This is a genomic window from Algibacter luteus (assembly GCF_900141715.1).
GTDB classification, from domain to species: domain Bacteria; phylum Bacteroidota; class Bacteroidia; order Flavobacteriales; family Flavobacteriaceae; genus Arenitalea; species Arenitalea lutea.
In genome coordinates, this window is sequence record NZ_FQYK01000005.1 from 72,661 (window position 1) to 96,620 (window position 23,960).

Sequence of the window (23,960 nt, forward strand, 5' to 3'; positions counted from 1 at the left end):
TAATAAAAAAAACGTCGCTAACTAAGCGACGTTTTTTTTATTATCATTTTTCTTCTTTTTAAAACTTGCAAATAGCAAAATAATCATCCCAGTGGTTACCGATAAATCGGCTAGATTAAAAATTCCAGTTCTAAAAACACCACCTAAATCTATAAATAAAAAATCGGTTACTTTTCCAAAAGCTATTCTATCAAAAACATTAGCTATTCCGCCACCAATAATACTTGCAAATGCAAAAAGCGACCAGTTGTCTAAAGATTTGTCTTTGAAAATATAACGTAGCACTAATCCCAAAACAACTATTGGAAGTATGAGTAATAAAATAATTCTTAGCGTTTCGTTTAACTCACTACCCATACCTAAAAAAGCACCTGTGTTTTCTACATTCATTAATATGAAGTAATCACCGAGTATGGGGATGCGTTCACCAGGGTTAATGTTGGTTCTAAGTGTGATGTTATTTCTAACAATAACTTTTGAAATTTGATCGACAGCTATGGTTAAGACGATAACCAAAATAATATAGATGGAACGTTTAGATAACTTCATTTAGCTATTGCTTTCTAAAGTTGCTGAAACCGTTTCGGCATCTCTATTTATTTTTTTAACTAAGCCTTGTAAAACTTTTCCAGGACCAACTTCGGTAAATAAAGTAGCGCCATCTGCAATCATTTGTTGCACAGACTGTGTCCAACGTACTGGTGCAGTTAATTGAGATATCAAGTTAGCTTTAATAGCACTCTCATCAATTACTGCGTTTGCTGTAACGTTTTGATATATTGGGCAGTTTGGTTTGCTAAATGTTGTGTTTTCTATTGCTGCGGCTAATACCTCGCGTGCTGGTTCCATTAAAGGTGAGTGAAATGCACCGCCAACAGGTAAAACTAAAGCGCGACGTGCACCCTCTTCTTTTAATGCTTCGCAGGCTTTGTTAATGGCATCAACTTCTCCAGAAATTACTAATTGCCCTGGACAATTGTAATTTGCGGCTACTACAATGCCTTCAGTCATAGCACAGATTTTTTCAACTACATCGTCATCTAACCCTAAAACAGCTGCCATAGTACTAGGTTGTAATTCGCAAGCTTTTTGCATCGCCATGGCGCGTTGTGATACTAATTTTAAGCCATCTTCAAAGTTTAAAGCGCCATTAGCTACTAATGCTGAAAACTCTCCCAGAGAGTGTCCTGCAACCATATCTGGTTTAAAGCTTGCACCTAAAGTTTTTGCTAAAATTACCGAATGTAAAAATATTGCTGGTTGTGTTACTTTAGTTTCTTTAAGGTCTTCAGCAGAACCCTCAAACATAGTGTCTGTAATGTTGAAACCTAAAATTTCATTAGCTTGTTCAAATAATTCTTGTGCTAGAGGTGAGTTTTCATAAAGGTCTAATCCCATTCCTGAAAATTGTGCACCTTGACCTGGAAATATATATGCGTTCATGTTGGTTAGTTTTTGTGAGGCTAAAATAACAATAAATCTTTAGACGTGTAACTCTGTTTATTGAAAGTTCTGTGTTCGCGTTAGGGATTGCAGAGAAAGCCCGCAGGGAGGCACGACTGAGGACTTGCAACGGAAAGCCCAACCCTTGTGGTAACCTGCCTGCCGGCAGGCAAGCGCCTAAAAATATTAAAGATTGCTTGTGGCTGCTTCGGCACAACGTTCGCCATCCATAGCTGCTGAAACGATACCGCCCGCGTATCCGCCACCTTCGCCACAGGGATATAAGTTTGTGATTTGTGGGTGGTGCAACTGCTCGTTTCGTGGTATGGAAACAGGTGATGAGGTTCTGGATTCTACGCCAACCACGTTAGCTTCTGCGGTGTAATAGCCTTTCATTTTTCGTCCGAATGCTTCGAAGCCTTTGCGCAAGCGCCCGCCAATAAATTTGGGTAATAACGAATGTAGAGGTGCGGAATTTAATCCGGGTTGATAGGAACAGTCGTTTAAACTGGTTGACAATCTGCCTTCCACAAAATCGGTTAAGCGTTGTGCGGGTGCGGTTTGACTTCTTCCGCCTGCCGTAAAAGCTAATCGTTCTAGATTTTTTTGATATTCTAAGCCCTTTAAGGCCCCAAATTGCTCGTATTTGGGTAAATCGGTATCGACATTTATTTCTACGACTATACCAGAATTGGCGTATAAATTATTTCGTTTTGATGGCGACATACCATTCACTACAACTTCGCCATTGGCGGTGGCTGCCGGCACAATAAATCCTCCTGGGCACATGCAAAATGAATATACACCGCGCTCTTTTACCTGCTCGACCAAAGCGTATGAAGCGGCTGGAAGTAAGTCGGGACGTTCGCCAGAACAATGATATTGAATTGAGTCTATAATATGTTGTGGATGCTCAACACGAACTCCCATGGCAAACGATTTGGCTTGTATTGCTATTTGCTTTTTATCTAGCAGATAGAAAATGTCTCTTGCGGAGTGGCCTGTTGCCAGAATTACTTTATCGACTGCTATTTCACTGCCGTTTTGGAGTTGAATGGCTTTTATTTGGTGATCTTTTATGTTGAAATCTGTAACCCGAGTTTCAAAATGTATTTCTCCACCATATTTTAAAATAGTTTCGCGGATGTTTTGAACAACTTTAGGCAGTTTGTTGGTACCGATATGTGGATGCGCATCAACCAAAATTTGATCTGTTGCGCCATGATAGACAAGATTTTCGAAAATTCGACGAACGTCGCCACGTTTTAAACTTCTAGTATACAATTTGCCGTCACTATAAGTTCCGGCGCCACCTTCGCCAAAACAATAGTTGGAATCTTCATTTACAAAATGGTCTTGGTTTATGGCTCTTAAATCACGTCTGCGATCTTGTACATTTTTACCGCGTTCTAAAACGATGGGTTTATAACCGAGTTCTATACAACGTAATGCAGCATACATACCTGCAGGACCAAAACCAATAATATGAATGGGCTTTGCTTTTGATATGTCTTGGTAATTAAAGTTGTATTCTGATGTTTCTGGTATAGCTTCGTTAATGTAAACAGCTACTTTGTAGTTGAAAAAAATTTTGGGTTTTCTGGCATCAATAGATTTTCTAAGGATTTTAACACCCGAAATATCATCCTGGTTTGTACCTAGTTTTATCGCCGATTTTTTAGCAAGAATATCGGGCTGTTTTTCTTCTTCAATTGTAATACGAAGTTGTATTTCTTTCACCATTTGGCAAAATTACTGAAAATTGTAACAGGAGTTTTGAAAAAGATTTTAGACTTTGTATTTCACCAATAAGTTATCAAGTTAAACTTGAGAAGATGCATTAACTAATTTCAATTAATTGAAGTGCTATTTTAAATTACACTAGAATTGAACACCGTGTTCAGCTGGGAATTGAACAGGAATTTTACTTTTATCTTCTCCTAAATTTTGTCTTAAATCTATTTCTATTCCTCTTGAAATGGTCGAAATTGGAACATCATTAGAAGTGCCTTCAAATGGATTTTCTCCTGTTCTACCAATACGCTCCATGGTATGAAACATCCAAGCTACCGCAGTATAAATGGGAATAGTAAACCATATGAAAATATCTCCCCATAAGGGATAATTAACTGCAATTTCTTTTCCAATGTCCATAAATTGTGGAACTAATGCCATGGGCAGAAGCAACAAGAGTAGCCACATGAAATAATGATTTAGAGAAGCATATTGCCTTGGATATGGAAAATTCTTGATGCGCTCCGTTTGTCCTTGAAGGGTGAATAATTCTTTGATGAGTGCTTCAAGTTCAAGAAATGAAAACTCCCAGATTATCCCTTTGTCTTTTAATTTTCTGATATGATGTGATTGTAAATAGAGTATTGCCGTTTGGTGATTGTCTTTGTTCATCACTTCTTTTAGATCGTCATCAGACAGATATAATTTAAGTTCCTCTACTAATGTTGACTTCATTTCAGGTGGCTTGATACCCCATTCCGTATTCGTTCTATGTTTACTTGTTGTTTCCCATTGTTTTTTATTTCGCATGGCATATCTTAATGCAGTCATCCACGCGATATGTCGATAAGTTAAGATCTTAACTTCTTTCTTAATGGAATCGTTAGAAACACTCTCTTTAGCATGTTCGTCAGTAACCATATCTTGAACATAAACACCAAAAGTACGAGACGTATTGACTATGCCTCCCCATATTTTTCGTGCTTCCCAAATTCGACCATACACAGCATTATTTTGAAATCCTATAACAAATGCAACCGCTGTACCAATTAAGGCCATTGGAGTCCAGGGAATTCTAAACCAATCTAGTTCAAGGAAATAATAGATAGAAACCCATGCTCCAATAATTATGACGAAGGAGAGCGTTTCAAAACGAGTCCATTTCACCATGTCAATTATTCGATATACTTTGCCTATATACATAATTTAAGTATTGGAATTTATAAAATACCTGATATGCTACTTATAAAAATCGTTTCATCGATTTAAACAAGAGTCAAACGAATTTAGATATTTTTTATGACAAAGAAAAAAGAAGGCTATTTCCTTTCATAAGTCAAAAACGAAAACTCATAATCGTGGTCTGCGTCTTTCTTATTGAAAACATTGGCAGTTTCTTTCCAAACAGAAGTATCTATTTTAGGGAAATAGGTGTCGGCATCAAAATTATGATGAACCCGAGTTAATTCTATTTTATCGGCAATTGCCATGGCCTGTTTGTAAATTTGGCCTCCGCCAATAATAAATGGCTGCGCGTCGCTTTTTGATGCATCAATAGCATCCTCTAGACTATGCACTAAAATAACACCACTTGGTGCTTGGTAATCTTTCTGCCTTGTAATTACCACATGCGTTCTATTTGGTAAAGGCTTCGGGAAACTTTCAAAGGTTTTGCGCCCCATAATAATATGGTGCCCGTTTGTAAGAGCTTTAAAGCGTTTTAAGTCGTCGCTTAAATGCCAAATTAATTTATTTCCTAGTCCTATGGCATCATTTTCGGCAGCAGCTACAATTATAGTAAGTTCAGATTTTTTAGTTTTTGTGATTGAAGTTTCGGATTGAGTAGCAGATTCATTAAATACTTCACTTTGCGCTATTAGTTTTTCCTCTTTTATAAATTCAGCTTTAAGAGATTCTATGCGGTCTTGCTGTTTGGCAACCAGTTTTTCTAATTGGGCTTTTTCCCATGCTTTACCCATAAATTTATGAGTAACAAACACGTTAAACAGGTGGTAAACAAAAAAGAATAACCATAGTAAAATGGCAAACACAAACCAATCAATGTTGAAGATTTGAAAATCTTTACCAATTCCTAATACCGTATTGGCAGCAATTAAAAAAATAGCACCAATTAAAAAGATAACAAAATGCACATACAAACGTTTTTTTTGTTTGATGCGTTTTTGAGCATTTTCAATAAGCTCCAATTGGTCTTTATCTATTTGTGGTATGGGTTTCTTTTTTCCAAACATAATCGTAAAATAACAAGTGTAAAGTTAAAGTTTTTTAATGATAATTAATAAGATAAATCATACTTAAAAAAATCAAGTTTACTAAAACGTTTTAGTAGCAAAAGCCATTGATAATCAGCGTAAAACGTAAAATTTTGATTGATAATAATATAATTTTAATCCTAAATTATTGTAGACTTTAGATATTTGAATAACTGAAATTGTCAAATTGATAATTCTTTAGAACTAAAAGCTTTAAATGGCAATCTATAATAAATAGTTTATAAATTTGCAGTGTAATTAAACGTAAAAGAACAAATTTCAAAAATATACTATTATGGCTATTAAAAAACAATTTTTAAAAAGTAAACCAGTTTGTAAAGTAACATTTACTGTTCCTGCCGAGGATGCAAAAAAAGTATCAGTGGTTGGGTCTTTCAACGATTGGAATGCTAAAAAAGCACCTCTTAAAAAACTAAAAAATGGTACATTTAAAGGTACTTTAGATTTAGAAGCTGGAAACACTTACGAGTTTAAATACCTAGTTGATGGTGTTTACGTAAATGACGATGCTGCCGATGCTTATGCATGGAATGACTTTGCTGGTGCAGAAAACGGTGTTATAAAACTATAATTTCCACAATTTAAAAAATATAAAAGCACCTCTTTAGGGGTGCTTTTTTTGTTTTATAATTTTTTTAGCTTTACCACAAGGGGCGTGCTATACACTATATCTTTTACTTTTAATTAAATCTGCTTAGACTAGAAAACTCTTATTTTGGTATAGTCTTATCTACGGTTATTAATCATTTACTTTTAAAAGTAAAAGGATGCCGCTGCTATCCCTAACGCACCATCAGCTGCAGTAAACTTTAATCTAATGTTTAGGAAATTTAAACAGCAACTACGCCTTTAATGTGCGGGTGCGGATTATAATCAACCAAAGTAAAATCTTCAAAATCAAAATCAAAAATATCTTTAATTTCAGGATTAAGAATCATTTTTGGTAACGGACGAATATTTCTAGATAATTGTAACTCCAATTGTTCGTAGTGGTTGCTATAAATGTGAGTATCGCCAAAAGTATGTATAAACTCTCCAGCTTCATAACCACAAACTTGGGCCATCATCATAGTAAATAATGCATAAGAAGCAATATTAAAAGGTACACCTAAAAATATATCAGCACTACGCTGGTACAGTTGGCATGATAATTTACCATCGGCCACATAAAACTGAAAAAATGCATGACAAGGCGGAAGTGCCGCTTTACCATTCGCTACATTTTCGCTAAAGCTTTTTGAAGTATCTGGTAACACAGAAGGGTTCCATGCAGAAACCATCATACGACGACTATCTGGGTTGTTTTTTAAGGCATCTATTACCTCTTTTATTTGGTCTATTTCGTCATTATTCCAGTTGCGCCATTGGTGACCATAGACAGGTCCTAAATCACCATTTTCATCAGCCCATTCATTCCAAATACGCACGCCATTTTCAGTAAGGTATTTTGTATTAGTATCCCCTTTTAAAAACCAAAGTAGCTCATAAACAATAGATTTTAAATGTAGTTTCTTAGTGGTAACCATAGGAAAGCCTTCACTTAAATCAAATCGCATTTGGTAACCAAAAACGCTTTTTGTTCCTGTTCCTGTGCGATCTCCTTTTTCATTGCCGTTTTCTAAAACGTGTTTTACTAGGTCGTGATATTGTTTCATAACATTCCCCATGAAAATGGGGATTTTTTTTAATTAAACCATGATTTTTAAAGCAGAGTAAAAATAAAAAATAGCTTTAAATGATAGCACCTAAGATTTCAGATATTATAATAAAGTTATTAACGATTTTGTTTTGTGTTTTGGTTGCTCCTTTGAAGAAACAAAAGGGCAGTTTTTATCCAATTATCATTCCAGCAATTGTAGCCGAAATTAACGATGCAATAGTACCACCAATTAAGGCCTTCATGCCAAATTTTGAAAGCGTTTTACGTTGCCCAGGAGCCAACGACCCAATACCGCCAATTTGTATGCCTATAGACGCGAAGTTTGCAAAACCACACAGCATATAGGTTGCCATGATTATGGATTTTTCATAACTGAGATGAATAGCGTTTGAGGCTTCTTTTAATTCTCTTAATTGTATATAGCCGATAAACTCGCTGGCGGCCAATTTGATTCCTAAAAGTTGTCCCATTAAAGCCATATCTTCTTTAGCGACACCAATAAGCCACATTAATGGAGCGAAGGCGTAACCTAAAATAAGTTCTAGCGAAAGGTTGTTGTAAGACGTATTATTAGCAATCCAACTGTTTGCAGTTGTGACATCACCTATCCAACCTAAAATACCATTAAACATGGCTATAAATGCTACAAATACTAAAAGCATGGCGCCAACATTTACTGCTAATTTTAAGCCTTCGGTAGTTCCGTTGGCAATCGCATCTAAGAAGTTTGAGCCTATTTTTTCTTGAGACACAGAAACATCGGTATTCACATCTTCGGTTTGTGGATAAAGTATTTTTGAAATAACAATAGCACCTGGAGCAGCCATTACAGAGGCGGCTAATAAATGTTTCGCATAAAACAATCGTAGTGCAGGATCATCACCACCCAAAAACCCAATGTAAGCAGCAAGTACAGCACCTGCCACTGTTGCCATACCACCAATCATGACTAAAAGCATTTCAGACTTATTCATTTTTTCCAAATAAGCCTTAATTAAAAGAGGTGCTTCGGTTTGTCCTAAAAAGATGTTTCCGGCAACACTTAAACTTTCAGCACCAGATATTTTTAATGCTTTTGAAAGTAACCAAGCCATGGCTTTTACAACTTTTTGAATAATACCTAAATAGAAAAGTACCGAGGTTAAGGCAGAAAAGAATATTATGGTTGGTAGTACCTGGAAAGCAAAAATAAACCCGAAAGTATCCATATCTACCACTAAGCCCTCAAATAAAAACTTACTTCCAGCTCTCGTAAATTCTAATACTTGGACGAATAAACCACCAATAAATTCGAATATGTTTTTTATGAATTCAATCTTTAAAACGCCTATAGCAATAAGTAACTGAAACGCTAAACCAATAGCTACAATTTTCCAATTAATGGCTTTTCTGTTACTGCTAAAAAGAAAGGCGACAAAAATTAAAGTTATCATACCCAAAACACCTCGCCATAAACTATTAATAGAAAACCCTTGGCTAGGAATAATCGTATTATTATTGGCTTCAGCAGTATCTAGAGTGGTTTTTGCTTCAGGAGTAAATTCTAAATTATTGAGATTGGATTCAGATTCATCGGAATTAACTTCCAAAGTATTTGTTACCGTATCTACTGCAACCGTGTTCTCTAGATCTTGTGCTGTTAGCGTTGTAAAACAAAAGAATAGTGCGGAAATGAGCAGTAAGAGTTTTTTCATAAAGGGTAGTTCAGATTATTCTCTTTTTGAGATTTCATCGCGAATATGTGCTGCTCTTTCATAATCTTCATTGTTCACAGCCTCTTCTAGTAAAGTTTGCAATTCTTCCAGGGTTTTTCCTTTGAAATTCTCTTTTGGTTCAGAAGGTTCTAATTCATTAGCAACCAACTCGTCCATTAAAATACTGTCTTGAGCTTCATCTTCTTCATCCTCTTTTTTCGGATTCACTTTTAAGTAAATACCAGCCTTATCAAGAATATTTTTATATGTAAATATAGGAGCTTGAAAACGTAGTGCTAATGCAATTGCATCACTAGTTCGGGCATCAATAATTTCTTCAATTTTATCGCGTTCGCAAATTAAACTAGAATAAAAAACACCATCAACTAACTTATGGATTATCACTTGTTTTACAACAATATCAAATCTATCTGCAAAATTTTTGAATAAATCGTGTGTTAATGGTCTTGGAGGGCTAATTTCTTTCTCTAAAGCAATCGCAATTGATTGTGCTTCAAAAGCGCCAATAACTATTGGAAGTTTACGTTCGCCATCAACTTCATTTAAAATTAAAGCATATGCGCCATTTTGTGTTTGGCTATACGATATGCCTTTTATATTTAATCTTACTAAACTCATAATTTATAAAAACGCAAAGAACTGCTTAAATTAGAACTTTACCAACTGCACATGGCATAATTAAGTTAAAATGCTAATTTAAGCAGTTCTATAGTACTACACAATTTATAAAAAATAAATTATTGTTGTGCTTTAAATGCTTTTAATTTTTCGATAAGTTCTGGAACCACTTGAAAAGCATCACCAACAACCCCATAATCTGCAGCTTTGAAGAAAGGTGCTTCAGGATCTGTATTGATTACTACTTTTACTTTTGAGGCATTAATTCCTGCTAAATGCTGAATAGCACCAGAAATACCAATAGCGATATATAAGTTTGAAGCTACAGGTTTACCTGTTTGCCCCACGTGTTCACTATGAGGTCTCCAGCCTAAATCTGAAACCGGTTTTGAACATGCTGTTGCAGCGCCTAAAACTTCTGCAAGTTCTTCAATCATACCCCAGTTTTCAGGTCCTTTTAATCCTCTTCCTCCAGAAACTACTATTTCTGCATCTGCAATGGTTACTTTGTCTGTAGCTTTGTCAACAGATTCAACGGTAACTCCTAATTCTGGAATAGAAGGTGAAAACGCTTCCGCGGAAGCACTACCAGTATTTTCAACCAATCCGAATGCATTGTTAGAAACTCCAACAATTTTAATATCGGTATTGATTTGTGTCGTTTCAAAGGCTTTATTAGTAAATGCGGTACGTTTTACAGTAAAAGGACTTGTGCTTGAAGGAGCTTCAACAACATTTGAAACGTAGCCTGCATTTAATCCTACGGCTAATAACGGTGCTAAATATTTACTATTTGCACTAGAACTTACAATAACAACTTGTGCACTTTCTTGTTCTGCAGCTTGTTTTATTGCGGCCGCATAAGCATTGGCATTAAAATTATCAAGTTGCGCGTTTGAGATGTTTAAAACTTTATCTACACCATAATTACCTAATGCTGAGGTGTCATTTGCATTAATAGCTACAGCCGTAACCGTTGTACCTAATTGATTAGCAACTGCTTTTGCATAAGATGCGACTTCGAGGGCTCCTTTTTTAAAGTTGCCTTGTTCTGATTCTGTATATACTAAAACTGACATATTTTATTTTGTTTTCTAATCCTGAACTTGATTCAGGATATCATTAATAACTGCTCATTTCAAATAATTTATCCCAAAGTAATTTCCGGAACGATTTAGCAAGCTAAATCACCTTAGCTTCGTTATGAAGCAGATTTACTAATTCGTCTAAATTATCTGGAGATACCAAAGTAACCGCGCCTTTAGGAGCTGGTTTTTCAAAAGCTACCGAACTTGTTTCAGCACTAACTGCAACAGGTTCTACTACAGTAAGCGGTTTTTTTCTTGCCATCATAATTCCTCGCATATTCGGGATACGTAAATCACTTTCTTCAACTAAGCCTTTTTGTCCGCCAATAACTAAAGGAAGGGATGTTGAAACCGATTCCTTACCGCCATCAATTTCTCTGACCGCTTTGGCCGATGTGCCATCAACCTCTAAACCAATACAGTTGTTTACGAAATTAGCACCTATTAATCCCGCAATCATTCCAGGAACCATGCCGCCATTGTAATCAATGGATTCTCGTCCTGCAATAACTAAATCGTAACCACCATCTTTAACAACGTTTGCTAGTTGTTTAGCGACCGAAAAACCATCAGTAGCAGGCATATTTACTCGTATAGCTTCATCTGCGCCAATAGCTAATGCTTTGCGTAAAGTTGGTTCGGTATCTGCACCTCCAACATTGGCTACCGTTACTTGAGCACCTTGTTTTTCTTTAAACCACATGGCACGTGTTAATCCAAATTCGTCGTTTGGGTTAATCACAAATTGCACACCAGTTGGGTCAAATTTAGTATTGTTATCACTAAAATTAATCTTTGAAGTAGTGTCTGGCACGTGACTTATACACACTAATATTTTCATAATTTTTAGGTATTTAAATGTCTTAATTTTTTTGAGTTCACGAAGTTAATTATTTTATTCTGAATATTTACTATGCACGCATAATAAATTTTAAAAAAATCTTTCATGACTGTATCTCATTAATTGTTATTTTTGCAGTTCTAAAAACAATTTTTAATGAAGACAATTCAATTTAGAGAAGCCATTTGCGAAGCCATGAGTGAAGAAATGCGCAGAGATGAAAGTGTATATTTAATGGGCGAAGAAGTGGCAGAATACAATGGTGCTTACAAGGCATCAAAAGGCATGTTAGATGAGTTTGGAGCTAAACGTGTTATTGATACACCAATTGCTGAGCTTGGATTTGCAGGTATAGCCATTGGCTCGACAATGACGGGTAACAGACCCATTGTTGAATACATGACCTTTAACTTCTCTCTAGTTGGAATTGATCAAATTATAAGTAATGCTGCCAAAATTAGACAAATGTCTGGTGGGCAGTTTAAATGTCCTATTGTTTTTCGTGGACCTACAGCTTCTGCGGGTCAGTTAGGAGCAACACACTCGCAAGCTTTTGAGAGTTGGTTTGCAAATACACCAGGTTTAAAAGTTGTTGTGCCATCAAACCCTTACGATGCTAAAGGCTTATTAAAAGCAGCTATTCGTGATGACGATCCAGTTATTTTTATGGAAAGTGAGCAAATGTATGGCGATAAAGGTGAAGTGCCAGAAGGAGAATACATTATTCCTCTTGGTGTTGCCGATATTAAACGTGAAGGAACAGACGTAACCATCGTTTCTTTTGGTAAAATTATTAAAGAAGCATACAAAGCTGCCGACGAGTTAGAAAAAGAAGGTATTTCTTGTGAAATTATAGATTTGCGTACCGTTCGTCCTATGGACAGAAAAGCGATTGTAGAATCTGTGAAAAAAACAAATAGGTTAGTGGTTTTAGAAGAAGCATGGCCTTTTGGAAATGTAGCTACTGAAATTACATATTTAATTCAATCTGAAGCTTTTGATTATTTAGATGCGCCAGTAGTTAGAATTAATACTGCCGATACCCCAGCACCATATTCTCCTGTTTTACTTGAAGAGTGGTTGCCAAATCATGAAGATGTAATTAAAGCTGTAAAAAAAGTACTTTATAAATAAAAACATTTTATTTACGTTATATAAACTTCATTAGCACGATTGTTGATGAAGTTTTTTTGTATTATGAATATAAGACTACTTATTGCCCTTTTCTTTCTAGGAATATTTTCTGCATTTTCACAAACCAAAGTAAGTGGTTATGTGTTTGATGAGTTTGATGCTCCAGTATCTTTTGCTAACGTTATATTTTCTGGATCTACTCAGGGTACAATAACAGACGAAAATGGTAAATTCTATCTAGAATCTGACGAAACTTGGGATTCCTTAACGGTATCCTTTATTGGTTATGAAACCTTAAATATTCCGCTTGATAAAAAAGTAAATTACAATTTAAAATTTGTCTTAAAAGAAGAAGCGGCAGCTTTAGATGCTGTAGTTATTCTATCTGGAAAGCAACCAAAAAAGAATAATCCTGCCATTGATTTACTTCGTAAAATTTGGGCAAATAAGCGAAGTAACGGCTTAAAACAGTTTAATCAATACGAGTACGATAAATACGAAAAAGTAGAATTCGATTTAAACACAATTGATAGTTCGCTTATAAAAAGTAAACTATTTAAAGGTATGGAGTTTGTTTTCAATGAAGTCGATACCTCTAAAGTTACAGGAAAAACTTATTTGCCAATATTCATCAACGAAGCCGTGTCAAAAGTATATGGTGATAATGTAATCAATAAGAAAAAAGAGGATTTACTTGGGAATAAAAACTCAGGATTCAGTGATAATCAAATGATTATAGATTTTGTTGATGATTTATATTCAGACTTTAATGTGTACGATAATTACCTGAAATTTTTTGATAAAAGCTTTGTAAGTCCACTATCTAAAACAGGAATTAGCACTTATAATTATGTGTTGTCAGACAGTGCTTATATTGATAACAAATGGTGTTATAATGTAATCTATTATCCTAGAAGACGAAACGAATTAACCTTTAAAGGCGATTTTTGGGTTGCAGATACCACCTATGCCATCAAAGAAATTAACCTTCAAGCTTCAAAAAGTGCTAATATAAACTGGGTTAAAGAAATATATATCGAGCAAGAGTTTGAAGTATTGAACGACTCTGTTTTTCTAGTGACACGTGATTATATGTTATCTGATTTCGCTTTCAACAAAAAGGAAAAATCACGTGGTGTTTATGGTAAGCGTACCACCTTATACAACAACTATAAATTTGATATAGAAAAGGATAAAAAATTCTATGAAACAGAAGTTTATAATTATGATAGAGATGTATATAATCGGGATGATGAATTTTGGGATTCAAATCGATTAGAGCAATTAAATAAAGATGAAAAAGGAGTCTATAAAATGCTAGACACCTTAAAAACGGTTAAAAAATTTAAGCGTCTTTATAACCTCGGGAGTATTTTAGCATCTGGTTATATTGAATTTAATACCTTGCCTTTAGATTACGGACCGGTGTTTTCAACCTTCGGATTTAACGAGGTTGAAGGTTTGCGTTTACGAACAGGTGGAAGGACCTATTTTGGACCTAACGATTTATGGCGAATTGAAGGGTTTTTAGCCTATGGTTTTGATGATGACAAATTTAAATACGGCATTTCAGGAAAATGGCTACTCGATAAAAAAAGTCGATTAACCATTTCTGGAGGAAACCGAAGAGATGTAGAACAAATTGGAGCGAGTTTAACAACAAGTACCGATGTTTTAGGTAGAAGTTTAGCCTCTTCATCGGTTATTGGCACGGGCGCAAACGATAAGTTAACCAATATCAATTTGACAAGTTTAGCTGTTGAGGCTGAACCATGGCGAAATGTTATATTTAGATTGGGCGGAAATTATAGAACTCTAGAATCGGCTTCACCAACATTTAGTTTAGATTATAATACACCAACAGGTATAGCTTCTGAAATTAAACAGTTTGAATCGAGTCTTTCTGTATCGTATTTCCCGGGTCGAAAAATGACAGGTTTTGGTGTTGAACGAAAAATTGCGAACGATGATTTTGCAAGATTATTTGCGCAGGTAAGTCGTGGCGATAAAACCATTTTTAATAGTGATTTTGATTATACCAAAGTGCAGTTTTCATACACGCAGCCTTGGCAAATGGGAGGTTTCGGAAGATTGTATACCACTTTTGAAGCTGGTAAAACTTTTGGAGAAGTACCTTTAGGGTTGTTAAGTGTTATTCCCGGAAATCAAACATACTTTTCAATATATAATACTTTTTCTCAACTTGATTTTTACGAGTTTGTTTCTGATACGTATGCGTCATTTCATTTTGAACATAATTTTAATGGACGCTTATTTTCTAGAATACCGTTTTTACGAAAATTAAATCTTCGTGAAATTGTAAGTGTTAGAGGTGTTATGGGCAGCATTACAGACGAGAACGTTCAGTTAAATAATGTACCAAGCAACCCGAATAATTTGCAACTAAAAGCTCCTAATAAAGAACCTTATTACGAATACAGTTTAGGAGTTGGTAATATTTTTAAAGTGTTTAGAATAGACTTTAATTTTAGAGGCAATTATAAGGATCAAGACTTATACCCAGAAGCCAGAAAGTTTGGGGTTACGGGGAGTTTTGGATTTTATTTTTAAGAAACTCTCAAATTTTTGATCGTTTAACTCATACTTTTTTCAGATTGAAAAAACATAAATTAGTTTTAATTTAAAATGCCGTTATTAAATTCTAAATATTCAAATCTAATTAAATGTCTCTATAGACATTGTAATTCCTAGACCATGTCATTGATTCCCCGGGCTTAACAAATATTTTATGGAATAACTCGGGACAAATCACATGTCGCCACCCCCAAAGATTCACTTTATCAGTTTGGAAACTTGCGGTTTCATTAATCCCAATTTTGGTTTCTAGGTTTATTAAATCCCAAGTGGCTTTAACAATTTTCCCACCAGAGAGGTTACTAAAAAAGAATTGTTCTTTAATATTATTATTGAATTTTATATTACGTGGGCCAATATCAACTTTAAGTTCGGGGTTTACGGTTTCACCAAAGTGCTTGGGTTGTATTTCAAAAGGAAATTTTAATAAATAATGAGGTCCAATTATATCACTATTGATTGAAGTAAAGTTGTGATTATACTCGTCTGTTCGAATATCCTTGTCGCCTGTGTTTTGTAAATAATAATTTATTGTAAAACTGTTTTCATGAAGTTCAATTACTTTTCTTAATACATACGAATATCCATTTACAGTCTCAGATTTACAGCTGATAATAATTTTATTTAATTCCTTATTTATACTAAATTTAGCTGGTTTAATCTCGTATTTCTTATTAAATAAATATTGTGAATCATCTTTTTTTAATAGACCTACGCCAATTTTATGAAACCAATCGCCTATTTCCGTTTCTTCAAATCCTAATGCTGCATCAATGCCAAATTCGTTATAGAACCCTTTTCCCAAAAAAGCTTCATTTTCATAAGTGGTTGTTTCAATCGCCGATAGTTGAATGTTTTGAAATATTACATTCACAATTTTTCCAGTCCAATCGAATCTTGAAAATTTGTAGCCCTCAAAAGGGTCATCAATATGAATTTCTAAGTTTTTATTTTTTAGTATATGTGTCATATTCAAGATTGAAATTTATAAAAAAAACAAAAGGATAGGCTAATTAGGAACATAAATGTCTTCTAAATTAGAGGATAAAGTGCTTTTTAATTAAACTTTATGCTATTTTATAATTTGCTTCTGTTTGGTTTTAATTTTTATTCTGAAAAATTTAGAATAAAAAAAGACCACCCATTAGGTAGTCTTTCGATATTCAAAAAAAGTTTAAATATTTATAAACCAAAAGCCTTTTTTACTTTATCTACATAATCTAATTTTTCCCAAGTAAATAACTCTACATCAAGGGTTACGTTTTCGCCGTTAGGCTGAGAAAAAGTTTTGGTAACAGTTTCATTTGTTCGTCCCATGTGTCCGTAAGCCGCAGTTTCACTATACATTGGCGAACGTAATTTTAAACGTTCTTCAATAGCAAATGGGCGCATATCAAAAATTTCAGATACCTTTTCTGCAATTTCTCCATCCGTTAAATTAAAAGGACACGTGCCGTACGTATCAACAAAAATCCCCATGGGCTCTACAACGCCAATGGCGTAACTTACTTGTACCAAAATTTCGTCGGCAACTCCAGCAGCAACTAAGTTTTTAGCAATATGTCTTGTAGCGTAAGCAGCACTTCTATCAACCTTACTTGGGTCTTTTCCAGAAAATGCACCACCGCCATGAGCACCTTTTCCACCATAAGTGTCTACTATAATTTTTCTTCCTGTTAATCCTGTATCTCCGTGCGGACCGCCAATTACAAATTTCCCTGTTGGATTAATATGATACTTAATGTCATCATTAAACAATAGTTGAGCAGATTCTGGAAGTTTAGCAACAACTCGTGGAATTAAAATTTCAACAATATCTTTTCTAATTTTAGCAAGCATGGTATCATCATCTGCAAAATCGTCGTGCTGTGTAGAAACTACAATAGCATCAATTCGTTGTGGTAAATTATCATCGCTATATTCAATGGTAACCTGACTTTTAGAATCTGGTCTCAAATACGTGATGTCTTTATTTTCACGACGTAATTCCGCCAATTCTTTTAGAATTCTATGCGACAAATCTAAAGCCAAAGGCATAAAATTTTCGGTTTCATTTGTGGCATAACCAAACATCATACCTTGGTCTCCAGCACCTTGTTCCTCTTTGTTGCCACGATCTACACCTTGATTTATTTCTTCAGATTGTTCATGGATTGCAGATAAAACTCCACAAGAATTACCATCAAACATGTATTCACCTTTGGTATAACCAATTTTATTTATAGTATCTCTTGCTATTTTTTGCACATCTAAATAGGTGGTAGATTTTACTTCACCAGCAAGCATAACTTGTCCCGTTGTAACTAACGTTTCACAAGCCACTTTTGATTCTCTATCAAAGGCTAAAAAATTATCAATTAAGGCATCACTAATTTGATCTGCTACCTTATCTGGGTGTCCTTCAGAAACACTTTCTGAGGTAAATAAATAAGCCATATTTTTTATTTTACGGTAAGATTTGACGAGAACGTCGAAGGAAGTTTACACTGCCTTTAGCATTTTTGCTCCATCCTTAACTTGTTTCAGTATCTCTGGAAGATAACTTTATAAAGTTTAGTATGAAAGAGGTTGCAATCAGTCAAATCTTTCCTCTTGTTATTTGTGTGCGCAAAAGTAAAAAAATAAAAGAATATCTACCTTGATTTTAACTTTTTTAAGCAAATAAATAAGCTTTAGAATTTTTATCTCTTGATTTGTGGTTGTTAAATCTGCAAATGGATAATCAAATAATAATTCTGTCCGTAATTAAATGAATTCTTCTAGTAGAATAAGGTAAATTTGTAGCTAAATATTTTTTTCAAAACCCGTTTAAAAGTGACGTAGTGATAGGGAATATGATATACCGAAAGTTGGATTGAAAGAAAAGGTTGCGACAGTAATGAAAGTAGATAAAAAAGGACTACAATAATGAAAAAATGCAGATTCAAATAAGTTTGATATTTTTTTTAGAATTTATTCATCTTTTGAACATCATAAAAAATATAACTTAAAAAGCTGAATAACAATATGTTAAGTTGGTTTTTATGGTTGTGAGTTTAACCTAAAAAATGAAAGCATAAAATCTATAAAAACCTAATATTTTAATTTCGGCAAGTCGTATTATTAAATTGAAGAATTTATAATATTAATCTTAAAAATTAACTGAATTATAATTAATCAACATAATTAGCGCTATTTTTTGCAACAAATATGAAAGAACTCAATAAACATAGTAGAAGATTAACTCAAGATGAATCTCAGCCTGCATCTCAAGCCATGTTATATGCAGCCGGTTTTAGGGATGAGGATATGAATAAGGCACAAATAGGAATTGCAAGTACGGGGTTTGACGGAAACCCATGTAATATGCATCTTAATGGCTTAAAAGATGAAGTTAAAATTGAGTGCAATATTGCAGGATTAGTAGGTTTAGGGTTTAATACCATAGGTGTAAGTGATGGGATTTCTATGGGGACCTCTGGTATGAATTATTCTTTAGCATCTCGAGATATTATTGCAGATTCTATAGAAACGGTTATGCAAGCACAAAGTTATGATGCATTAATAGCTATTGTTGGTTGTGATAAAAATATGCCTGGAGCTATAATCTCTATGCTGCGTTTAAATCGTCCATCAATCATGATGTATGGTGGTTCCACCGCTTCTGGACTATATAAAGGTAGAAAACTAAATATAGTTTCGGCTTTTGAAGCTTTAGGACAAAAAGTAGCAGGAGAAATTGATGAAGAGGAATATAAAGAAATTATTAAACGAGCCATTCCAGGCGCTGGTGCTTGTGGTGGTATGTATACTGCTAATACTATGGCTTCAGCAATAGAATGTATGGGGTTTGCATTACCATATAACTCATCTATTCCAGCACAGAATCCAAATAAATTATCAGAAAGTGAAAGAACTGCAAGAGCTATTAAGAATCTTTTAGAATTAGATTTAAAACCTTTAGATATTATTTCAAAAGAATCTATTGAAAACGCAATTACATTAGTAAACGCACTTGGAGGATCTACAAATGCGGTATTGCACTTTTTAGCAATTGCTCATGCAGCAGATATTGATTTCACACTTGAAGATTTTCAACGCGTAAGTGATAGAACACCATTAATTGGCGATTTAAAACCTAGCGGAAAATACTTAATGGAAGATGTTCATAGTATTGGAGGTATTCCTGCAATCATGAAATATTTATTAGAGAATGGTTTCTTACATGGTGACTGTATGACGGTTACAGGCAAAACATTGGCAGAAAACTTAGCTAATGTAGAAGCTATCGAGTTTGAAGAACAAGACATTGTTTATCAAAAAGAAAACGCTTTAAAATCTTCTGGTAATTTACAAATCCTTTATGGGAATTTAGCCGAAGAAGGTGCGGTAGCAAAAATTTCAGGGAATGAAGGATTACTGTTTGAAGGTAAAGCTGTGGTTTACGATGGTGAACAAGCTGCCAATACAGGGATTTCAAATGGTGAAGTCGAAAGAGGTGATGTAGTCGTCATTCGTTATGTAGGTCCTAAAGGAGGTCCGGGAATGCCTGAAATGTTAAAACCAACATCCTTAATAATGGGTGCTGGTTTAGGAAAATCTGTAGCGTTAATAACTGATGGTCGTTTTTCAGGAGGAACTCACGGTTTCGTGGTAGGTCATATAACTCCCGAAGCGCAAACAGGAGGAACTATCGGATTATTAAAAACTGGTGATAAAATTAGAATTAGTGCAGAAGATAATTCTATTAATGTATTGATTTCTGATGAAGAATTAGCTCAAAGAAAAGCGCAATGGGTTCAACCACCATTAAAACACAAAAAAGGAATATTATATAAATATGCAAAAACTGTAGCATCGGCTTCAAAAGGCTGTGTAACAGATGCATAAAATGTTCTTGCATTGGCAGGAATCTCACACTTAAAAGTTGAGAATATGAAGACACAAACAATTAATAAGAACCAAGAAGTGGCAGAAAAAACACAAAATATTGCGGGTAGCGAAGCAGTAGTAAGAAGCTTAATTGCCGAGGGTGTAGATATTATTTATGGATACCCAGGAGGAGCTATTATGCCCGTTTATGATGAGTTATTTAAATATCAAGATAAAATTCATCATGTATTAACGCGTCATGAGCAAGGTGCTGCACATGCTGCTCAAGGTTATGCCAGAATTTCTGGTAAAGTAGGTGTTGCTATGGCAACTTCGGGTCCAGGAGCAACCAATTTAATCACCGGAATTGCCGATGCGCAAATAGATTCTACACCGTTAGTTTGTATAACGGGTCAAGTGTTTTCGCATTTATTAGGAAGTGATGCATTCCAAGAAACCGATATTGTTGGTATTTCTACTCCTGTAACCAAATGGAATTGTCAGGTTACTAAAGCTGAAGATATTCCAGGAGCAATCGCAAAAGCATTTTACATAGCTAAAAGCGGGAGACCAGGACCAGTATTAGTTGATATTACTAAAGATGCACAAGTCTCAAATTTAGATTTTATATATAAGAAATGTACAGGTATAAGAAGCTATAATCCTGTGCCAAAAACAAGTCAAGAGTCTGTTAATGCAGCTGCAAAATTAATTAATAACGCTAAAAAACCAATGATTGTTTGGGGCCAAGGAGTTATTTTAGGTCAAGCAGAAGACGAACTTAAAGCAGTAATAGAAAAAGCTGGAATTCCATCGGCATGGACTATTCTTGGAGCTTCAGCATTACCGACATCTCATCCGTTAAATATAGGAATGGTAGGAATGCATGGTAATTATGCTCCTAATAAATTAACTAATGAATGCGATGTGCTCATTGCCATAGGAATGCGTTTTGATGATCGTGTTACTGGACGATTAGATGCTTATGCTAAACAAGCAAAAATCATTCATTTTGATATCGATCCTGCAGAGATTGATAAAAATGTGAAGACTGATGTTGCAGTATTAGGAGATTCAAAAGAAAGTTTAGCGATGCTTTTAGATGCTTTGGATAATAATTCTCATGAATCTTGGTTGCAAGAATTTAAAGATTTATACGCTATTGAATTTGAAAAAGTAATTAAAGGTGATATCAGTCCTACGAAAGAAGGATTGACTATGGGCGAGGTTATCAAACAAATAAATATTGAAAGCAAAGGTAAAGCAGCTATTGTTTCAGATGTTGGTCAGCATCAAATGATAGCCTGCAGATATGCCGAGTTTAACGTTTCAAAAAGTAACATTACATCTGGAGGTCTAGGAACCATGGGGTTTGCACTTCCAGCGGCTATAGGAGCTAAAATGGCAGCACCAGAGCGTGAAGTTGTTGCCGTTATTGGTGATGGCGGTTACCAAATGAATATTCAAGAATTAGGCACCATTTTTCAGCAAAAAGCTGCTGTAAAGATTGTAGTTTTAAATAACGAATTTTTAGGAATGGTACGTCAATGGCAACAGTTGTTTTTCGATAAGCGTTACGCATCTACCGAAATGACAAACCCAAATTTTGTTGCCATTGCAGAAGGCTATTATATCAAAGCTAGAAAAGTAACAAAACGAGAAGAATTAGCAGAGGCTGTAAAAGAAATGATGGACTCAAAAGAGTCTTATTTCTTAGAGGTTTGTGTTGAAAAAGAAGACAATGTATTTCCAATGATACCATCGGGTGCAGCGGTTTCAGATGTAAGATTAAGTTAAGTTTATAGAAATGAAGGAAGATATAAAATCATTCACAATATCAATATATACCGAAAATAATATCGGATTATTGAATCGTATTTCAGCAATATTTCAGCGTAGACATATCAATATTGAAAGTTTAACAACATCACAGTCAGAAATAGATGGCGTTAATCGTTTTGTTATTGTTGTAAATATTTGCGAAGACACTGCTTGTAAAATTGTTAAACAGATTGAAAAGCAAGTCGAAACGATTAGAGCTTATTATCACACAGAAGACCAAACCATTTTTACCGAGTCTTGTATGTTTAAAATAAAATCTGATTTGTTGTTTAACGAACCTCAAATTCAGAATATCATTAAAGAAAGCAATGCAAGAATTGTAACCGTGAATAAAGAGTTTTTTGTACTTGAAAAGTCAGGCAGAAGAAACGAAATTGAATCTTTACGACGTGATTTAAACGTATTTGGTATCATGCAATTTGTACGTTCTGGTAGAATTGCAGTTACTAAAGATCAAATGAAAATAACCGAATTGCTAACAGCATTCAATAACCAATAATAACAATTAAATATAAAATGGGAAATTATTTTAACACACTATCGCTAAGAGATAAATTAAATCAATTATCGAAGTGTAGATTTATGGACGCTTCAGAGTTTTCAGATGGAGTAAACGCTTTAAAAGGTAAAAAAATAGTTATCGTAGGATGTGGTGCTCAAGGATTAAACCAAGGGTTAAACATGAGAGATTCTGGTTTAGATATCTCTTATGCATTGCGTGATGCTGCGATTAAAGAAAAGCGTCAATCTTTTATAAATGCTACAGAAAATGGTTTTAAAGTTGGTAATTATCAAGAGTTAATTCCAACTGCAGATTTAGTGTTAAACTTAACACCAGATAAACAACATACCAATGCTGTAAATGCCGTAATGCCTTTAATGAAAAAAGGAGCAACATTATCGTATTCTCACGGCTTTAATATTGTTGAAGAGGGTATGCAAATACGTGAAGACCTTACTGTAATTATGGTGGCGCCTAAGTCTCCAGGGTCTGAGGTTCGTGAAGAATATAAGCGTGGTTTTGGTGTGCCTACATTAATTGCAGTACACGACGAGAACGATCCAGAAGGTAAAGGATGGGCGCAAGCTAAAGCTTATGCAGTAGCAACTGGTGGAGATAAAGCGGGTGTGTTAGCATCATCTTTTATTGCTGAGGTGAAGTCTGATTTAATGGGAGAACAAACCATTCTTTGTGGTTTGTTACAAACAGGATCTATCCTTTGTTTTGATAAAATGGTTGAAGAAGGAATTGATGCTGGTTATGCTTCAAAATTAATTCAATACGGTTGGGAGACTGTAACAGAAGGTCTTAAATATGGTGGTGTGACTAATATGATGGATCGTTTATCTAACCCAGCAAAAATAAAAGCTTTTGAATTGTCAGAAGAATTAAAAGATATCATGCGTCCGTTATTCCAAAAACATATGGATGATATTATAGAAGGTCGTTTTTCTGCAGGAATGATGGCAGATTGGGCTAATGATGATCATGATTTATTGACTTGGAGAGCAGCAACTGCTGAAACCAATTTTGAAAAAACACCGGCTGGTGATGTTGAAATATCAGAGCAAGAATATTACGACAATGGCGTGTTAATGGTTGCTATGGTGAGAGCTGGAGTTGAATTAGCTTTTGAAGCTATGACAGATTCTGGAATTATTGATGCATCAGCATACTACGAGTCTTTACACGAAACACCATTAATTGCTAACACCATCGCAAGACGTAAATTATACGAAATGAATAGTGTGATTTCTGATACTGCTGAGTATGGATGTTATTTATTCGATCATGCTTGTAAGCCTTTATTGAAAGACTTTATGTCGAATATTAAAACCGATGTAATTGGTAAGGCCTATGCTAAAGATAATGGTGAAGGAGTTGATAATGCAAAACTTATTGAAGTGAATAAAGCATTAAGAAATCACCCAGTTGAAAAAGTAGGTGAGTTTTTAAGATCTTCAATGACAGCAATGAAACCTATTGTATAGCACACAACTAAACTAAACTATATTTTCAAAAACCTGTCAGATATGATTTTTTCTGACGGGTTTTTTATTCTAAAACATTTGCCAATTGAGTCTTTAATATTTTTTAGAAAGCTAATTAAAGCTGTAACTTGCATCTATCATATTATATAAATT

19 protein-coding genes are annotated in these 23,960 nt (G+C 34.7%); 7 read left to right on the plus strand and 12 right to left on the minus strand.

Translation table 11 applies throughout. The annotated features are described in order from the left end of the window. Window positions 1-21 precede the first annotated feature (21 nt). The 5 genes from lspA to BUA46_RS10430 form a co-directional block, all read right to left on the minus strand. Window positions 22-549 (minus strand): signal peptidase II, encoded by a 528-nt coding sequence (gene lspA, locus BUA46_RS10410; RefSeq protein WP_019387691.1) that lies wholly within the window; start codon window positions 547-549, stop codon window positions 22-24. Further along, complete coding sequence (fabD, locus tag BUA46_RS10415) at window positions 550-1,443, minus strand: ACP S-malonyltransferase (protein ID WP_019387692.1); 894 nt, start codon at window positions 1,441-1,443, stop codon at window positions 550-552. Between the two features lie 186 nt (window positions 1,444-1,629). Next, window positions 1,630-3,186, minus strand: coding sequence for an NAD(P)/FAD-dependent oxidoreductase (locus BUA46_RS10420; protein WP_019387693.1), 1,557 nt, complete (start codon window positions 3,184-3,186; stop codon window positions 1,630-1,632). Between the two features lie 138 nt (window positions 3,187-3,324). Beyond that, entirely contained in the window at window positions 3,325-4,380 is a 1,056-nt protein-coding gene (locus BUA46_RS10425) for a bestrophin family protein (RefSeq protein ID WP_019387694.1), read from the minus strand. 116 nt (window positions 4,381-4,496) lie between these two features. Continuing rightward, the gene (locus BUA46_RS10430) at window positions 4,497-5,429 is read right to left on the minus strand and encodes a dihydrofolate reductase (protein ID WP_019387695.1); all 933 of its coding nucleotides are present in this window, start codon (window positions 5,427-5,429) and stop codon (window positions 4,497-4,499) included. Window positions 5,430-5,745: 316 nt separating this feature from the next. Between BUA46_RS10430 and BUA46_RS10435 the strand changes: the two genes are divergently transcribed. Continuing rightward, entirely contained in the window at window positions 5,746-6,042 is a 297-nt protein-coding gene (locus BUA46_RS10435) for an isoamylase early set domain-containing protein (protein WP_019387696.1), read from the plus strand. A 259-nt stretch (window positions 6,043-6,301) separates the two neighbouring features. On the opposite strand, the gene BUA46_RS10440 is transcribed toward BUA46_RS10435, so the two are convergent. The 5 genes from BUA46_RS10440 to BUA46_RS10460 all read right to left on the minus strand — a co-directional run bounded on the left by BUA46_RS10440 (window position 6,302) and on the right by BUA46_RS10460 (window position 11,393). Continuing rightward, on the minus strand, window positions 6,302-7,126 hold the full coding sequence (locus BUA46_RS10440) for a thymidylate synthase (protein WP_026010047.1): 825 nt from the start codon (window positions 7,124-7,126) through the stop codon (window positions 6,302-6,304). Window positions 7,127-7,301: 175 nt separating this feature from the next. Next, the gene (locus BUA46_RS10445; RefSeq protein WP_019387698.1) at window positions 7,302-8,825 is read right to left on the minus strand and encodes a NupC/NupG family nucleoside CNT transporter; all 1,524 of its coding nucleotides are present in this window, start codon (window positions 8,823-8,825) and stop codon (window positions 7,302-7,304) included. Window positions 8,826-8,840: 15 nt separating this feature from the next. After that, a complete protein-coding gene (locus tag BUA46_RS10450) occupies window positions 8,841-9,464 on the minus strand; it encodes a bifunctional nuclease family protein (RefSeq protein WP_019387699.1) in 624 nt (207 codons plus the stop codon). Window positions 9,465-9,583: 119 nt separating this feature from the next. Then, a complete protein-coding gene (locus BUA46_RS10455) occupies window positions 9,584-10,543 on the minus strand; it encodes an electron transfer flavoprotein subunit alpha/FixB family protein (RefSeq protein ID WP_019387700.1) in 960 nt (319 codons plus the stop codon). Between the two features lie 103 nt (window positions 10,544-10,646). Continuing rightward, window positions 10,647-11,393, minus strand: a complete 747-nt coding sequence (locus BUA46_RS10460; protein WP_019387701.1) for an electron transfer flavoprotein subunit beta/FixA family protein — start codon at window positions 11,391-11,393, stop codon at window positions 10,647-10,649. Window positions 11,394-11,549: 156 nt separating this feature from the next. Here BUA46_RS10460 and BUA46_RS10465 point away from each other — a divergent pair, with 156 nt between their 5' ends. Together BUA46_RS10465 and BUA46_RS10470 are read left to right on the plus strand one after the other, a co-directional pair. After that, window positions 11,550-12,527 carry a pyruvate dehydrogenase complex E1 component subunit beta gene (locus tag BUA46_RS10465; protein ID WP_019387702.1) on the plus strand — a complete coding sequence of 326 codons (978 nt, stop codon included), beginning with the start codon at window positions 11,550-11,552 and terminating at the stop codon, window positions 12,525-12,527. A gap of 63 nt (window positions 12,528-12,590) precedes the next feature. Then, entirely contained in the window at window positions 12,591-15,098 is a 2,508-nt protein-coding gene (locus BUA46_RS10470; protein WP_019387703.1) for a DUF5686 and carboxypeptidase-like regulatory domain-containing protein, read from the plus strand. Between the two features lie 109 nt (window positions 15,099-15,207). Here the strand turns inward: BUA46_RS10470 and BUA46_RS10475 are convergent, their stop codons facing one another. Next, the gene (locus tag BUA46_RS10475) at window positions 15,208-16,092 is read right to left on the minus strand and encodes a hypothetical protein (protein ID WP_019387704.1); all 885 of its coding nucleotides are present in this window, start codon (window positions 16,090-16,092) and stop codon (window positions 15,208-15,210) included. A 212-nt stretch (window positions 16,093-16,304) separates the two neighbouring features. Beyond that, on the minus strand, window positions 16,305-17,558 hold the full coding sequence (gene metK / locus BUA46_RS10480) for a methionine adenosyltransferase (RefSeq protein WP_019387705.1): 1,254 nt from the start codon (window positions 17,556-17,558) through the stop codon (window positions 16,305-16,307). Window positions 17,559-18,311: 753 nt separating this feature from the next. Between metK and ilvD the strand changes: the two genes are divergently transcribed. The 4 genes from ilvD to ilvC are packed head-to-tail and all read left to right on the plus strand — an operon-like array spanning window position 18,312 to window position 23,807. Beyond that, a complete protein-coding gene (gene ilvD, locus BUA46_RS10485; RefSeq protein WP_019387706.1) occupies window positions 18,312-19,991 on the plus strand; it encodes a dihydroxy-acid dehydratase in 1,680 nt (559 codons plus the stop codon). A gap of 45 nt (window positions 19,992-20,036) precedes the next feature. Next, on the plus strand, window positions 20,037-21,770 hold the full coding sequence (gene ilvB / locus BUA46_RS10490; RefSeq protein WP_019387707.1) for a biosynthetic-type acetolactate synthase large subunit: 1,734 nt from the start codon (window positions 20,037-20,039) through the stop codon (window positions 21,768-21,770). A gap of 10 nt (window positions 21,771-21,780) precedes the next feature. After that, a complete protein-coding gene (gene ilvN, locus BUA46_RS10495) occupies window positions 21,781-22,314 on the plus strand; it encodes an acetolactate synthase small subunit (protein ID WP_019387708.1) in 534 nt (177 codons plus the stop codon). Window positions 22,315-22,331: 17 nt separating this feature from the next. Further along, complete coding sequence (gene ilvC / locus BUA46_RS10500) at window positions 22,332-23,807, plus strand: ketol-acid reductoisomerase (RefSeq protein ID WP_026010048.1); 1,476 nt, start codon at window positions 22,332-22,334, stop codon at window positions 23,805-23,807. Window positions 23,808-23,960 lie beyond the last annotated feature (153 nt).